Source organism: Paraburkholderia sp. GAS41 (genome assembly GCF_050436545.1).
Lineage (GTDB): Bacteria > Pseudomonadota > Gammaproteobacteria > Burkholderiales > Burkholderiaceae > Paraburkholderia.
Genome location: NZ_JBNDMK010000024.1, coordinates 1 through 14,822, shown reverse-complemented (window position 1 = coordinate 14,822; position 14,822 = coordinate 1). Strand labels below are relative to the sequence as shown.

Annotated in this window: 12 protein-coding genes and 1 pseudogene; 10 read left to right on the top strand and 3 right to left on the bottom strand. The window is 59.3% G+C overall.

The window, feature by feature from the left end; translation table 11 throughout:
* Positions 1 to 233: 233 nt before the first annotated feature.
* The 10 genes and pseudogenes from P3T43_RS27140 to P3T43_RS27095 all read left to right on the top strand — a co-directional run bounded on the left by P3T43_RS27140 (position 234) and on the right by P3T43_RS27095 (position 11,897).
* Positions 234 to 1,424 (top strand): MFS transporter, encoded by a 1,191-nt coding sequence (locus P3T43_RS27140; protein ID WP_429284095.1) that lies wholly within the window; start codon positions 234 to 236, stop codon positions 1,422 to 1,424.
* 112 nt (positions 1,425 to 1,536) lie between these two features.
* Positions 1,537 to 2,064 carry a single-stranded DNA-binding protein gene (locus P3T43_RS27135; RefSeq protein ID WP_429284094.1) on the top strand — a complete coding sequence of 176 codons (528 nt, stop codon included), beginning with the start codon at positions 1,537 to 1,539 and terminating at the stop codon, positions 2,062 to 2,064.
* A 134-nt stretch (positions 2,065 to 2,198) separates the two neighbouring features.
* Positions 2,199 to 3,455 (top strand): tyrosine-type recombinase/integrase, encoded by a 1,257-nt coding sequence (locus P3T43_RS27130; protein WP_429284093.1) that lies wholly within the window; start codon positions 2,199 to 2,201, stop codon positions 3,453 to 3,455.
* Positions 3,439 to 4,980 carry a tyrosine-type recombinase/integrase gene (locus P3T43_RS27125; protein ID WP_429284092.1) on the top strand — a complete coding sequence of 514 codons (1,542 nt, stop codon included), beginning with the start codon at positions 3,439 to 3,441 and terminating at the stop codon, positions 4,978 to 4,980. The genes P3T43_RS27130 and P3T43_RS27125 overlap by 17 nt, the downstream gene beginning before the upstream one ends.
* Positions 4,977 to 6,992, top strand: coding sequence for an integrase (locus P3T43_RS27120; protein WP_429284091.1), 2,016 nt, complete (start codon positions 4,977 to 4,979; stop codon positions 6,990 to 6,992). The genes P3T43_RS27125 and P3T43_RS27120 overlap by 4 nt, the downstream gene beginning before the upstream one ends.
* Positions 6,989 to 7,423: a hypothetical protein gene (locus P3T43_RS27115; protein ID WP_429284090.1), complete on the top strand. Its 435-nt coding sequence runs from the start codon at positions 6,989 to 6,991 to the stop codon at positions 7,421 to 7,423. Before P3T43_RS27120 ends, P3T43_RS27115 begins: the two co-directional genes overlap by 4 nt.
* A complete protein-coding gene (locus P3T43_RS27110) occupies positions 7,423 to 7,863 on the top strand; it encodes a VPA1267 family protein (RefSeq protein ID WP_429284089.1) in 441 nt (146 codons plus the stop codon). Before P3T43_RS27115 ends, P3T43_RS27110 begins: the two co-directional genes overlap by 1 nt.
* Positions 7,864 to 8,087: 224 nt before the next feature.
* Positions 8,088 to 10,103 carry an ATP-dependent DNA helicase gene (locus P3T43_RS27105; RefSeq protein ID WP_429284088.1) on the top strand — a complete coding sequence of 672 codons (2,016 nt, stop codon included), beginning with the start codon at positions 8,088 to 8,090 and terminating at the stop codon, positions 10,101 to 10,103.
* A 463-nt stretch (positions 10,104 to 10,566) separates the two neighbouring features.
* Positions 10,567 to 11,278, top strand: a pseudogene (locus P3T43_RS27100) (transposase); the annotation flags it as partial.
* A gap of 13 nt (positions 11,279 to 11,291) precedes the next feature.
* Complete coding sequence (locus P3T43_RS27095) at positions 11,292 to 11,897, top strand: sensor histidine kinase (RefSeq protein WP_429284087.1); 606 nt, start codon at positions 11,292 to 11,294, stop codon at positions 11,895 to 11,897.
* 43 nt (positions 11,898 to 11,940) lie between these two features.
* On the opposite strand, the gene P3T43_RS27090 is transcribed toward P3T43_RS27095, so the two are convergent.
* The 3 genes from P3T43_RS27090 to P3T43_RS27080 all read right to left on the bottom strand — a co-directional run.
* On the bottom strand, positions 11,941 to 12,966 hold the full coding sequence (locus P3T43_RS27090; RefSeq protein ID WP_429284086.1) for an LLM class flavin-dependent oxidoreductase: 1,026 nt from the start codon (positions 12,964 to 12,966) through the stop codon (positions 11,941 to 11,943).
* A gap of 46 nt (positions 12,967 to 13,012) precedes the next feature.
* Positions 13,013 to 14,308, bottom strand: coding sequence for an HlyD family efflux transporter periplasmic adaptor subunit (locus P3T43_RS27085; protein ID WP_429284085.1), 1,296 nt, complete (start codon positions 14,306 to 14,308; stop codon positions 13,013 to 13,015).
* A 34-nt stretch (positions 14,309 to 14,342) separates the two neighbouring features.
* The coding region (locus tag P3T43_RS27080; RefSeq protein ID WP_429284084.1) for a TolC family protein at positions 14,343 to 14,822 on the bottom strand (480 nt) is incomplete at its 5' end.

The following is a 14,822-nucleotide window of genomic DNA, read 5'->3' as shown; positions in this document are numbered from 1 at the left end:
CAAGACCGCTGTTACGGCTACCTGACAGCGCCCGACAGGCGCACGGCAAGCTGTAAGACAGGGGTTCAGAGCCGTGAAGAGAGGCTGCAGAGGGGCCTTTTTGCGCGTCTGCAAGACGACTGCGGGCCTATGCCGCGGGGCGCGGGCCACTTGCGGCAGGCCGCCCAGGGTATGCTGCCCGACGGTGTGTCGCCCGGCCCGAGGCCGTCCAGATTATTCAAAACACGTTCCCGATGTCCAATCCGTCCGTCACATCTTCACGCATGAGCGCGCCTGAGCTGCGCGCGACCGTGTCACTCGCAGGCATCTTTGCGCTGCGCATGCTTGGTCTCTTCATGATCATGCCGGTCTTCTCGATCTACGCGAAAACCATCCCCGGCGGAAACAATGTCTTGCTGGTAGGCATCGCGCTCGGGGCGTACGGCGTGACGCAATCGCTGCTGTATATCTTCTACGGCTGGATTTCCGACAAGGTGGGGCGCAAACCCGTGATCGCCACCGGCCTCGCGATCTTCGCGCTCGGCAGTTTTGTCGCGGCGGGGGCGCACGACATGACGTGGATCATCGTCGGCCGGGTGATTCAGGGGATGGGCGCGGTGTCGTCCGCGGTACTGGCCTTTATCGCCGACCTGACCTCCGAAGAGCATCGCACCAAGGCGATGGCAATGGTCGGCGGCAGCATTGGCGTCTCGTTCGCGGTGGCGATTGTCGGCGCGCCGATCGTGTTCCATTGGGTGGGCATGAGCGGCCTGTTCGCGCTGGTCGGCGTGTTCTCCATTCTGGCAATCGGCGTGGTGATCTGGATCGTGCCCGATGCGCCGAAGCCCGTTCACGTGCGTGCGCCATTTTCGGAAGTCCTGCACAACGTCGAACTGCTGCGGCTGAATTTCGGCGTGCTGGTGCTGCATGCAACGCAGACGGCGCTGTTTCTGGTGGTGCCGCGGATTCTGGAAGCGGGCGGGTTGCCGGTCGCTTCGCACTGGAAGGTCTACTTGCCGGTAATGGGCCTGTCGTTTGTGATGATGGTCCCGGCGATCATCGCGGCGGAAACGCGCGGCAAGATGAAACCGGTCCTCGTCAGTGCGATTGGTCTTATCCTGATCGGACAGTTGCTGCTGGGCGTCGCGCCCCATACCATTCTGAGTGTGGCCGGGATCCTCTTTGTGTACTTTCTCGGCTTCAATATTCTTGAAGCGTCGCAGCCGTCGCTCGTGTCGAAACTGGCGCCGGGCTCGCGCAAAGGCGCGGCGACCGGCGTGTACAACACCACGCAGTCAATCGGCCTTGCGCTTGGCGGCGTGATCGGCGGCGTGCTGCTAAAAACGAACGGCCAGAGCGCGGTATTTTTCGCGTGTTCTGGGCTTGTGTTTTGCTGGCTTATAATCGCCGCGAACATGAAGGCGCCGCCGCGCAAGAAAGCTTGAAACAACTCACCGGTGGCCGGCTGAGGCGCAGTTTTCCGCTCGGACCGGCTGGTTCTGAGACATTAAACGTGCGTTGCCGCGCCACCTGCAACGGAATCAACAGGAGAAACTCATGGCATCCGTGAACAAGGTCATTCTCGTCGGCAACCTCGGAGCCGATCCGGAAGTCCGTTATCTTCCGAGCGGCGACGCAGTGGCGAACATCCGCCTTGCGACGACGGACCGGTACAAGGACAAGACGTCCGGGGAAATGAAGGAAGCCACTGAGTGGCACCGCGTGTCGTTCTTTGGCCGGCTTGCCGAGATCGTCAACGAATACGTGAAGAAGGGCTCGTCGGTGTATATCGAGGGGCGGATTCGGACGCGTAAGTGGCAAGCGCAAGACGGCACGGATCGGTACTCGACCGAAATCGTCGCTGAACAGATGCAGATGCTGGGCGGCCGTGGCGGTTCGACGGGCGGCGGCGATGAAGGCGGCTACAGCCGCGAGCCGTCGGAACGTAGCGGCGGCGGTGGCGGCGGTCGTATGGCTTCGGGCGGTGGCGCTTCGCGCGGCGGTAGTGGCGGTGGCGGTGCCAGCCGTCCGAGCGCGCCGGCCGGCGGTGGATTCGATGAAATGGACGACGATATTCCGTTCTAGACCCTACTTCGTTGTTTTTTTGTTGATAAAGAGCCTGTTTGCCCCGTGCAGACGGGCTTTTTCTTTACCCACATTTTAACTTGTGCTTTACTGCGATTTCGACATAACTACTACTTCGTAAAAACGGTGGGTAGATGACGGAATTCGTTGCTAGGCGCATCAGGTTTCGGAACGGGGAGCACTACTCCGTACTGGCGAGGCCCGGCGGTTTGCCGGTCCACGAAGTCACTCTTTTCCTGTCGAAATACCGCACAAAGGGCCGTGCGGCGAATACGATTCACAGCGTTTGCATGGCGCAGGCGCTACTCTATTGTGAGCTGGCCAAAGCTGGAATCGAGCTGCTTGAACGATTGCGAAAGGGTGAGTTTTTAACCATACCTGAGCTCCACCGCCTGGTTCATGCCTCTCAGTATTGGGCTGATGACCTGTCTGAAGATGAGCCGGGCACCGGGAACGGCACAAACGTCATTGACATTAAAAGAATTCAGTTGCGTCGCAAAGCGCAAGTCAAAAACGTCAAAGCAGTCAGCGCCAAAACCCAGGGTGACCGCATCAGATACATGGCGGACTTCCTGAAGTTCTTGGCGACGTATGTCGGCGCGAACTTGCCGGCGTCTCTGAAGCAGAAGTTAGCGGTCGAAAGCGATGAGGCTCTCGAGGCGTTTCGAGGTCATATTCCACCGGTCCCCAAGCGAGCCAAGCTCGGTGCCAGAGAAGGCCTCTCAGAGGAGGACCAGGCCAGGCTCGTTGCACTTGTCAACCCGGACTCACCGGATAATCCCTGGAAGCATGGCTTCGTCCGCTACCGCAACTGGCTGATTATCGTGTTATTGCTCGCGACCGGTATGCGTCGCGGCGAGTTGCTCGGTATCCAGATTGGAGACCTGCATCAACGTCTGCCGAAGCTGAAAATCATCCGTCGGGCGGATGCTAGCGAGGACCCTCGTAGTATTCAACCCAATACGAAGACCAACGACCGGGAAGTGGAGTTGCGGCCAGCCATTATGCGGGCCATTTGGACCTACATCGAGAAACACAGAAGGCAAATCAAGGCCGCTCGCAAACACCCTCAGCTCATCGTCGCGGATGACGGCAAGCCTTTGTCTTTGAAGAGCATCGACAAGATATTCAGCGAGCTACGCGCCGCTTGCCCAGGTTTGCCCGTGAGATTGACGAGCCATGTAATGCGCCACACCTGGAACGAACGCTTCTCCGAGCAAGCCGATTTGATGGGGCTGTCAGACGCAAAGGAGGAGAAGGCGCGCAACGAGCAACAAGGGTGGACCGACAACTCAAAGACTGCTGCTATCTATACCCGCCGTCACACGAGCCGCAAAGGACGGGAACTTAGCCTAAAACTACAAGAGAAACTCGATGTCCCAGAAAAGTGAACTCCGCCCGTCTACCTCCGTTGCCGTCACCTTGCCCGCGCGCGTATTCACGCGCGACAGGAAGAGCAGCTTCGACCCGAGGGAAGACATCTGGGAGTGGACCGATGGCCCCTATATCGCACGCATCGACTTTCGTCGGTACAGCGGCGGTTTCGAAGTGTTTGTTCCGTGGCTGAAGCACGCACTGCTTCCATTCGTCAGCGGGCACTCGTCGGCTCACGTAATTAACCTGCAGGAAGCGTTTGCCCATTTCGTGGATTCGATGGACGCGTGCCCCGAAGGGGATATTACTCCGCAGCATATTTCTAACTACGCGGCTACGCTAGGCGTTGGGCAGATGGGGCGAGTCGGAACGCTCAATGGCCTGTTACAGAAATGGGTCGCGCTCAGGCTACCGCTTGTCGAGAAGGAGTGCGCCGATTATTTGGCGGGCCGGAAGAAGCCAGGTAACAAGAAAGGTGAGGCGGTCAGGACGCGAAATCCGGTCGAGGGGCCTTTTAGTGAAGAAGAGTACACTGCCTTGTACTCGGCGGCCAACACGGAGTATGGGCGTGGGGCCCTTCCATTGTGGACGCTCCTGCTTTTTAGATTGCTCCTGGCTAGTGGCGGCCGCATTTCTCAATATGCTTCGCTCAAGCTTTGCGACTTCGATTCATCCACGTTCGTCCTGAGTCTTCCGCAGGCGAAGACACGTGAGGAACACCTCCGAGTCAGCTTTCTCGCATTCAATATCACCCCACAAACTGCACGGCTCATTGCCGATTACATCACTGGCTTGAAAGCGGAGGGCTATAGCGACAATTCTGCGCTATTCCCGGAAGACCTCGTTATGCCGAGGGGCCCCCGCGAACAGCTGCGCGCAGAGGACGACCTGTTTTACGGTCACTGCACTCCATCCGACCTGTCGAGATGCTTCAGAAATCTGATGGGAGATATAGCGCCGCCCACAGCTCGTCTCGACTTCTTGCCAATACCCGTGGCCCCTAAGCGGTTTCGTTACACCTTCGGTACCCGGCTCGCCGAAGAGGGAGCGAGCGAAGTGGTTATCGCCGACCGGATGGGCCATGCCGACTTACAGCAAGTCGGGGTTTATGTTTCAGCGTCCCCCAAAATTGTTAGTAGCATCGATGAGAAGATGGGCGACCTGCTCATCCCCATTGCTGGAGCATTTAAGGGGCGACTTGTTGAGAATGAACAGGCGACTACCCAAAAAGGTGCTCCAGGCAGCCGCATCATTGACTTCCGCGTATCAAAAGACCCTTTAGGCAGTTGTGCGGGATGCGGAAAGGGCTGCGCGTTCGACAAGCCGGTCGCATGCTATGGCTGCTTCCGGTTTGAGCCCTGGCTCGACGCTCCACATGAAAAGGTATTGAGCCGCCTGGAATCCGAGCAGGAAAAATGGCCGGACGATGAACGGATGGCCGCAGTGAACGATGAGCCAATCCGGGCAGTCGAGGAAGTCATCGCGCTTTGCACGAGGGTCTGGCGGCAACGTAAAGAACAGCAAGAGGAGACTGTATCGTGAATACGCCGGTTCTTAGCTTTACGCCGCGCGCTGAACTGGAGCCCTCAGCCAATCTCGGACTGTTTATCGAACTTTGTAAGAGTTCGGCCGTTCTCAATGCCCGAAACCAGTTCGACAAAAACACGTGGGATATCGGATACCACAAAGGCCACAACAAGACGCACCGGGCGATATTCAGCACGATGGCTGCTGCCCGAAAAAGACAGTCTGAGCCAAGCCTCCCACCTCCATTTCTGGAATTCGCCAAGGCGATTCTCGTGTACCTCCAGGATTCGCGCCCGGTGGAATCCCACGGCCCGCGCCTCGCGGTGCTTCGATGCCTGGAAGCGGCACTACGGGAATCGGACAAAGGTTCGCGACCAACTGCTGTTGACGCGACGATACTGGACCGCGCGGTCGAATTGGAAAGGGAGAAAGTTTCGCCCAGCGTGGCCTATCGGACTGCCGGGCAGCTTGAGGAAATCGCAGACGTTATGCGCACCAAGGGATTCATTCCCTTGCGCCAACCCTGGGTCCACGGACTTAAGAAGCCTGAGGAACGTAATTCACGCATCTCCGAAGAGGCGTTGACTGGGCGGCAGGAGAAACTCCCTTCCGCTGCTACGCTGCGTGCGCTCGGTGCAATCTTCCAGGACGCCATAGAGCCACCTGATGTCCTGGTTTCGAGCAACACCGCGCTGATGCTTTGTGCGCCAGAGCGCATCAATGAAGTGCTTCGACTTCAGCGGAACTGTCTCGTTGAAGGGGACGGTGAATTCGCCGGGAAATTGGGTCTTAGGTGGGCGGGGTCGAAAGGCTTCGAAAATACTACGAAGTGGCTCCCTACTCAAATGACGCCAATCGCCCGTGAGGCAGTCGCAAACATCACCAGGGTGACGACACCCGCACAGGAGTTGGCCGCATGGTACACAGAAAACCCGGGCAAACTCTACCTGCACGAGGCCGCTGAGGAGCTTAGAGATAAAACCCTTCTCTCAACAAACGAAATCGCACTCATCCTGTGGAACGACGCGTCGGCGTTTGCTACAGCCAACTACTGGACGACACTGACCGCCAAGCTGCCTCAGCATAAGCTTGGCATAGGGAGGCGTGTCGCGTATCGCTTCGAAGACGTCGAGCGTGCGGTCATTGCAATGTTACCGGAGACCTTCCCGTATGTCCCCGGTGCGCCCGAACTCTTATGCCGTGACTCGATGGCCCTCATGCGCACCAACGAAATGCATTCGGCGAAGGTGACCTGGGCGTGCATGTTCAGCTGTGTGGACTACGGCGTAATAACAAACCACTTCGGAGCTCGTGAGGGTCGGCTTTCTATCTTTGAGCGTTTCAACTATACCGAAGATGACGGTTCTCCCATTGAGCTCCAAAGCCATAACCTGCGTCATTACCTGAATATGTTGGCGCAGACGGGCGGTTTGAGTAGTACAGAAATCGCCATCTTCTCTGGTCGGAAGGACGTGAAGCAGAATCGCGCCTACGACCACATGACGTCCGACGAGGTTCAGGCGCCCATCAGTGAAGCCCTGAAGAACGGGTTCACTTCTGAACTGGAACCGCTCCTGACTGGCGGCCGCGAATTGTTCACCCGGAGTGAGTTTAAACAACTGGGGCTGGCTGCGGCGCATACCACGGCCTATGGTTGGTGCAGACACGACTTTGCCAGTGAACCGTGCCAGATGCATCGTGACTGCATTAACTGCGAGGAGCAGGAATGCATCAAGGGCGATGCGCACAAAGAAGCGAACCTCCGCATGTCAAAGAGTGAGGCGGAGTACCTCCTGAAAAAGGCACAGGAAGCGCTGAGCGAGGAAGAGTACGGCGCAGATACGTGGGTCAAACATCAAGAAACGACCCTCGAACGAATCAATGCACTACTGTCAATCCTGGAGGACCCTGCGGTTCCCATCGGCGCGCGGATTCGACTGGACGTGAACAATGCGCCGCTCATCACCGTCGGAAACGTTCATCCCATCAGGTTCACGCCGACTAAAAGGCGAAAGGAGCTTGCATGAGGAAGACCCGCGCTCCCGATTTAACGAGCGAACGCATCGCCGGGGTCCTTGAAACCTTGGATGCGTGGAAAGGGAAGCTCACCTGGGAACTGTTGCTGGATGCGGTTCAAAGCTCCACCGGAATCCGCTATTCGAGATTTACGTTTGCCGAGTATCCCGAAATCGCCAACGCGTTCTCCTTCAAGAAGGACGCGCTGCGAGGTACGTTGCCCCGTGAGCGGGGTGAGCCTCGCGACGAACGGGTTCGTGCGGCCCTCGCACAGGTGGAGCGTTACAAAGCGAAAGCAGAGCGACTCGAGAAAGAGAAAGACCTTCTCCTCGAGCAGTTTGTGACATGGGCCACCAATGCCGAACGAAAAGGCGTCACGATCGATATGCTCAATGCCCCCTTGCCCAAACCGCCTCGAGACCGCTCTAAAGGGAGCAAGTGATGGCAAACGGACAGCAGGTTGCTGAAGAGAACGTAAAACTGTTTAACGCTTGGGCAGAATCCAAGACGGACGATGACTTCCGGAACATGGCGACACGTAGTGTCTTGTCGCGTCAGGATATTGCAGCGGAATGTGGCTTCAGCAAGTCGGCGTTGACGCAGAATCCCCGTATAAAGAAGGCGCTGAAGGATTTGGAGGATTCGCTACGAGAACGCAATGTGCTTCCGCCTCTCGCGTCGGATAATCAATCGGACGCCATTGACGCAACCCCCGTCCGGCAGCCAGACTCCTCGCGCCAGGCCCGGGACGCGGAACGTCTCTCTCACCTGGAACGGGCGTACGCGGCCGTGAAGGCGGAAAACGAGGAGTTGAAGCGGCAGCTTGCTCGCTTCACGGTACTGCAGGAGGCATTGGCCGAGACCGGGAGATTGCCTCGATGACAGCAGTTGCGACCGTCACGGTGCGAGTCACGGGAGTGCGTTCGCAGAATCCTCGTGGATTTGGAGGCGCGATATTCACGGGTGTGCCTATTGACGCTCGCGGCTCTGTGTTGGACGCCTGTGTGTACGTGGTCGTCAAGGCAACGCGCGCTGTGCTCGGTGATACACGTGTCGAACGAGGTCAGTGGTGGCGTGTGAGCGGGCGACCAATGGAGAGGCGTTCCGTGGTCGACGGGTTCGAATTGGTCGAGCAGCAGGTTGAGGCAGACGCCGCGCAGCTCGCCATGCCTTCCGGCGAGCACATCGTGACCTTCATCGCCGAGAATCCGGCGTTCGAGGGCATAGGCTCGGTGAAGGCGCGTCGTCTCTGGGAGCGATTTGGTGAAAGCCTGTACGCCCTTCTGGATGCACGGGACGCGTCGGCCCTCGGCGATGCGCTGACCGAGCAGGTCGCGCAGCGGCTGGTCGACGCCTGGGCTGAACACGGCCAGTCTCGCACGCTGCAATGGTTGCAGGTGCAGGGATTCGACCTGCGCATCGGTCGCAAGGTATTGCGGTTCTTCGGCGAAGACGCCCAGGCTCGCATCGAAGAAGACCCGTATCGTCTTCTCTCCTTCACTGGTAAATGGGCGGATGTCGACCGGTTGGCCCGAACCCAGTTTGGTGTCGGGGCCGACGACCCTCGCCGGTTGCGCGGCGCCGTTGAGGAGGCGTGCTATCGCATGTTCGCCAACGGCCATACGGTCATGGCAACCGCTGACCTCGCGAGTCAGGTCGCTCCCCTGCTGGGGACCGCACCTTTGGGCGTTCGATGGCGAGACCTGCTCGCCGCTGCCGTGTCCGAGGGGCTGAGCAATGGCAGCGTCGTGCAGACTGCACAGGGCTTGCATCCGCTCGGTGCATTGGTAATGGAGCGTCAGGTTGCCAAAGCCATACAGGAACGTTTGATAGGCGGCGGTCAGCAGTTGGTTGAGCCTGCCATGGCCGATAAAATAATCGCTGCGGTTCAGGCAGAGTCCGGTATCGAGCTGAATCCGGAGCAGCAAAACGCCATCCGGCTTGCGGCTGCCCGTTCATTTGTTTGTGTGACTGGCGGTGCGGGCGTCGGCAAGACAACAGTCCTCAAGTCGCTATATTGCGTATACGACGAAGCCGGAGTGCGAATCCTGCAAGTTGCGCTCGCAGGGCGAGCAGCCAAACGGATGCAGGAAGCAACCGGCCGTCCGGCCGCTACCATTGCCAGCTTCCTGAACGCTATCACTGACATATCGTTCGACGGTTCAACTGTGCTCGTCATCGACGAAGCCAGTATGGTCGATATCATTTCCATGAGTCGGCTCTGCGACGCACTACCCTCGCACGTGCGTCTGTTACTCGCGGGCGACCCTCATCAGTTGATGCCTGTGGGCCCCGGTCTGGTTCTTCATTGCATCATGCAAGTCCCGGAAGTCCCAGCGGTCGAACTCAAAACCGTGAAACGCTACGGTGGGCAGATTGCCGCTGTCGCCGCAGCTGTGCGGGCTGGAGAGTGGCCCACGGTCACGGCTGACGAGACAGAGCCGGTAGCGTTCATTCCGTGCGACGAAAGGCTCTTGGCTGGCATGGTCGTTGAGCTCTATGCACTCGACCCCGAGCATACCCAGGTCCTCGCTCCTGTACGCAATGGGCCTGTGGGAACCAAGGCTCTGAACCAACTGTGTCAGGCGCGGTTTACGAAAGACAAACCGACCGTTACCTGCTGGAACGAAGAATTCGAGCAACCAGAATACTGTGGATTGAACCTTGGAGATATCGTGCTCTGCACACGCAATCTGTGGGACAAAGGATTGCAGAACGGCTCACTCGGTAGAGTCGTCCAGGTTGAGGCAACCAACGAGGCGTCGGCAGAATTAGAAAGCGTTCTGGCCTGGGTCGAATGGGACGACGATGTTCGCCGCCCATTGACCAGAGATATGCTCGACGACATCGAGCTTGGCTACGCGGTCACCGTGCACAAAGCGCAAGGCTCGCAGTGGGCCAGAATCATCATCCCTGTCACCGCGTCAAAGCTCTTGGACAGAACGATGCTGTACACCGCTATCACGCGCGCACAGACACAGGTCATCCTGGTTGGGGATATGGAAGCTGCGCGACGGGCTGTACTCGCACCTCCGAAATCGCGCAGCCGGCGGGTGGCGTTGGACCGCGCGCTTGAGATGTATCTCGTGCGGGACGAAGCAAGCGTTCTTGAATCGGCGTGACCAATCCGACGGCGTAAATCGGGTCAAGGGCGGGCGATAGCCCGGCGCAGCGCACCCTTGACGCGCTGATGGCGTTATACGCTCGAGCGTGGTTGGAAGCTCGGCATTCTCGGGCTTCCAACCATGCGATACTGATGCGGCGTTGGGCAACGAATGCGCTGGATAGCCGACAGAATTGCTACCCACAAATCTGCCTTTGGACACGGTTTGTGGGGGATTCGAGAGGACGGGATGGCGTTCTACCAACGTTTGTGAGAGATTACGTCGGCGGAAAGCCTTTGACTCACTCACATCGAAGGCGCTACCAACAGTTTTTAGTGGGCATAACCGTTCTAATTCTGACTAACGCAGTTTTTTGTTGGTAAAGGCCCGCCTGCCCAGAGCACGCGGGCCTTTTTCTTTACAAACACATTTTTTGTGCTTTACTGATTGAATAACTAAACCACTACTCAAAAAAAAAGGTGGGTACCGGAACCGGGTTCAATCGAGCCGTCGCCTGGAACGTGAATGCCAACGCAATGTTGAGTTGATGTGGCTTACGGGCCGACTGGCGCCAGACTTCAAGACCATAGCTGACTTTCGTCGTGACAACGGCGTCGGCATTCGCAACGTGTGTCGGCGCTTCGTGATGCTCTGCCGTGAGCTGAAGCTGTTCTCGCAAGCGCTAGTCGCCATTGACGGTAGCAAGTTCAAGGCAGTCAATACGCGGGATCGCAACTTCACCGAGGGTAAGGTCGACAAGCGCCAGAAGCAGATCGAGGAGAGCATCCAGCGGTATCTGAACGCGCTGGAGACTGCCGATCGTACGCAAGCCGACAACGTCAGGTGCGAAATACCATGGCCGATTCGACAAGGCAGACTTCATTTATATTGCGCGGGACGACGAATACCAATGTCCAGCTGGAGAACGGGCAATTTACCGTTTTACCAGCGAGGAACATGGGCTGCAGCTGCGCCGCTACTGGAGCAGTGCCTGTTCGCAATGTGCAATAAAGTCACCGTGCACGCCGAGCGTCCAACGACGAATAAGTCGATGGGAACATGAGTCCGTGCTGGAGGCAGTCCAGCGTCGGCTCGACAGGACACCAGATGCAATGACGATACGCAGACGGACCGTCGAACATGTCTTTGGGACGTTCAGGCATTGGATGGGCTACACGCATTTCCTGACCCGGAGAAGGCTTTGACATGCTGGAATATGACCGCAGCGTTCGGCCTTCAGCGGAACTCGCACTGCAACGGATTCATCCCGATGATCGCGATGCTGTTCGGGTCGCCCTTGATGCGGCAGCCAGAGAAGGCAGAGATTTCGATAGTGAACATCGTTTCGTCATGCCGGATGGTGATGTCGACGGGATCATTCGGGAATCCGTCGGTCTGCTGCGCGGCGAGACAATGCGATACGACATCACGGTGCGGACTGAACTGGCCGCCGATCTTCCCCAGATCGTCGGAGATCGCTTGCAGCTGCAACAGGTCGCGATGAATCTGATCGTCAACAGCATCGAGGCGATGAAGGACGTCGACGGACTACGCGAGATGGTGATCCGGTCGAAGTGGACTGAAAACGGGCAAATCCTTGTTGCCGTCAGCGATACCGGCATAGGGCTTCCGCCGCAGCTCGCGGAACAGATTTTCGATTCGTTCTTCACGACCAAACCTCACGGCAGGGGCATGGGACTTCGGATCAGCCGTTCAATTATCGAGTCACATGGCGGACGCCTGTGGGTCACCGGCGCCCCCGGGCAGGGCGCGACCTTCCAGTTCAGCCTGCCCGTGACGAGTGAGGATTGAGCAGTCTGATCGCATTGAACGGCTGCGCGGGCAGGTCCGAAGCTTATAACTTGCGAATCGCAGGAATCACCTTCTCTGCCAGCAGTTCGATCATCCCCGCGACCTTGCTGAATGGCATCCCGCCGATATCAATCTGCGCGACGAGCCTGTCCATTCCGGTGAGTTCATGCAGCAGCGAAATCTTGTCGATGATTTCCGCAGGGCTTCCCACAAACGGCCCGCTGCCGCTGGTAATGGATCGGTTGAAATCCTCGCGCGGAATTCTCGCGCCAGGGACTTTGGCGGGGCTCGAGTCGAGCCAGTACTGACTATAGTGAGGATAAAAATCGTCGCGAGCCGCTTGTGACGATTCGGCAATATGCAGGTGTCCGTTGACGGCGACTCGCAACGTTTCAGCGTGCCCCGCCTCTTTGCCAACCGCGCGATACAGCGCCGCAAGCTGGCCGGCCCGGCTGTAAGGACCGCCCAGCACGGCAAGCGCCATGGGCAAACCCAGCCGGCCGGCGCGCACGGCGCTGTCGGGCGAGCCGCCCACGCCGATCCAGAGCGGAATCGTGGCTTGCAGCGCGCGCGGCGCGATCTCTGCGTTACTCAACGGTGCGCGGAAGCGCCCGCGCCAGGTCACACGCCCGGACTTGTTGACGAGGTCGAACAGCGCCAGTTTCTCGTCGAACAATGCCTCGTAATCCTGAATATCGTAGCCAAACAGCGGGAAGGGTTCAGTGAAAACCCCGCGCCCCGCAATGATTTCCGCCCGGCCGCCCGAGACCAGATCAAGGGTCGCGAATTCCTCGTAGACACGCACGGGGTCCGCCGTGCTGAGAACCGTGACCGCGCTGGTCAAGCGAATGGTGCTCGTCGAGGCGGCGATGGCCGCCAGAACGACGCTCGGCACCGACACGGCAAAATCGAGCCGGTGATGTTCGCCAACTCCAAAAATGTCCACACCGGCTTGCTCCGCGAGTTTCGCCGCGGCGATGGTCTCTTTGATCCGGGTATGGGCATTGACTCTCTGACCGTTGTTGCCAAGGGTCGACAAGTCTGAAAGTGAGTAAAGTCCAAACTGCATGTTGAATCCTTGAAAATTCGGTGTTCTATGTAAATTGCCGCTGACGTTACCGGCTCGCAGTCTTCATCTGCGCTTCCATTTCGTTCTGCTCGATGATCTGCGTGATCTCGGCATCGGCCTTGTCGCCGTACTGCGCGAACACATCGGTGTGATACGTCGTGTTGACCGCGGCGCCGAGCTGCGTGCCGGAGTCGTCACGGGTATCGGCGTCGACATCCATCGACAGGCCGATGCGCAGCGGATGCGCTTCCAGCTCCTTCTGGTCGAGCTGGATACGCACCGGCAGGCGCTGCACGATCTTGATCCAGTTGCCCGTCGCGTTCTGCGGCGGCAAGGTCGCGAACGCGCTACCCGTACCCGCCGAGAAGCCGATCACCCGGCCATGGAACTTGACGGCCGAACCGTACACGTCCGCGGTCATCGTGACCGGCTCGCCAATGCGCATGCGGCGCAGTTGCACTTCCTTGAAGTTCGCGTCGACCCACACGCCGTCGAGCGGCACGATCGACATCAGCGGCGTGCCCGGCCCGACCCGTTCGCCGACCTGCACCGAACGCTGCGCGACGTAACCTGTCACCGGCGCGGGCAACGTGTTGCGGGCGTAGGTGAGGTAGGCATCGCGCACCTTGGCGGCAGCGGCCAGCACATCCGGGTGCTGCTCGACCGAGGTGCGGTCGGTCAGCGCATGGTTCGAGAGGTTCTGCTGGCGCGCTGCGTCGAGCGCGGCCTGCGCGGAAGTCACCGCATCGCGGGCATGCGAGACATCTTCCGCTGACACTGCACCAGTGCTGAGCACCGCGACACGCCGTTTCAGATCGTCCTGCGCACGTGCCAGATCGGACTCGCGCTGCGCCACGTTGGCCGCGTAGTAGCTGTTGTTCACGTAGAGCGTGCTCACCTTGCGTACGGCCTGGCCGAGCGCCGCTTCGGCGTTCAGGAGTGCGATGCGCGAATCGGCCGGGTCCAGCGTGACGACCGGGTCGCCCATCTTGACGATCTGCGTGTCGTCCGTGTTGACCGCGTTGACCGTGCCGGTCACCTGCGAGGTGAGCTGCACGAGGTTGCCGCTGACGTAGGCGTCGTCGGTGGCCTCGTGATACTGCCCGTATGTGAAGTAGTACGCACCATATGCCGCGCCCGCAACCACCACGCCGAGCCCCAGCAGCGCGAGCCCGAGCTTGCGCTTGCCCGAGCCGGCGGGCGGCGTCGCGTTCGGGGCGTTCTTCGCGTTCGGTGTATTCGGTGCATTCGGCGCGCTTGCGGCGGGACGATCCTGCGTACCTTGTTGGTTCGAATGTGCGGCGTCCGCAGTCGTGCGGGCAGCCTTGATGGTATCGCTCATGTCAGTTCACCAGAGAGTTTGCAAACGTGCCGGTTCAACGGGCGGCGACGGAGTGGGAGGGCGCAGCGGCATCCGCGCTACGGGTTGCTTCGGACGACGTATCGACATAACCGCCGCCCAGTGCCGAGGCGAGCGCGATCTGCTGGTCGCGCCGGTCCATCAGCAGGTTGGCGACGGCCTGGTCGGCCTGCAGCGTGTTGACGTCGGCGTTGAGCACGGTCAGCTGGTTCGTGAGGCCGCCCTTGTACTGCGTGATCGCCAGCTCGTCGGCCTCGTGGGCGGCCTGTTGCGCCGTTTGAGCATCGGCAAGCTGCGCGTCGCTCGAACGGATCTGCGCAAGCTGCGTCGCCACGCCGCTCAGGGCGGCGATCAGCGTCTGGTTGTAGGTCGCCACCGCCTCGTCGAAATCGGCGTAACGGCCCTTCAGTTCCGCGCGCAGTTCGCCCGCATCGAAAATCGGCAGATGCAGCGCCGGACCCACATTGGACGTGCGGCTCGCCGCGCTCAGGAAGCG

Bases quoted from the DNA above. Each gene is read 5' to 3' on its own strand.
- P3T43_RS27140 (WP_429284095.1), top strand. From the start codon at position 234: ATGTCCAATCCGTCCGTCACATCTTCACGCATGAGCGCGCCTGAGCTG.
- P3T43_RS27135 (WP_429284094.1), top strand. From the start codon at position 1,537: ATGGCATCCGTGAACAAGGTCATTCTCGTCGGCAACCTCGGAGCCGAT.
- P3T43_RS27130 (WP_429284093.1), top strand. From the start codon at position 2,199: ATGACGGAATTCGTTGCTAGGCGCATCAGGTTTCGGAACGGGGAGCAC.
- P3T43_RS27125 (WP_429284092.1), top strand. From the start codon at position 3,439: ATGTCCCAGAAAAGTGAACTCCGCCCGTCTACCTCCGTTGCCGTCACC.
- P3T43_RS27115 (WP_429284090.1), top strand. From the start codon at position 6,989: ATGAGGAAGACCCGCGCTCCCGATTTAACGAGCGAACGCATCGCCGGG.
- P3T43_RS27110 (WP_429284089.1), top strand. From the start codon at position 7,423: ATGGCAAACGGACAGCAGGTTGCTGAAGAGAACGTAAAACTGTTTAAC.
- P3T43_RS27095 (WP_429284087.1), top strand. From the start codon at position 11,292: ATGCTGGAATATGACCGCAGCGTTCGGCCTTCAGCGGAACTCGCACTG.
- P3T43_RS27090 (WP_429284086.1), bottom strand. From the start codon at position 12,966: ATGCAGTTTGGACTTTACTCACTTTCAGACTTGTCGACCCTTGGCAAC.
- P3T43_RS27085 (WP_429284085.1), bottom strand. From the start codon at position 14,308: ATGAGCGATACCATCAAGGCTGCCCGCACGACTGCGGACGCCGCACAT.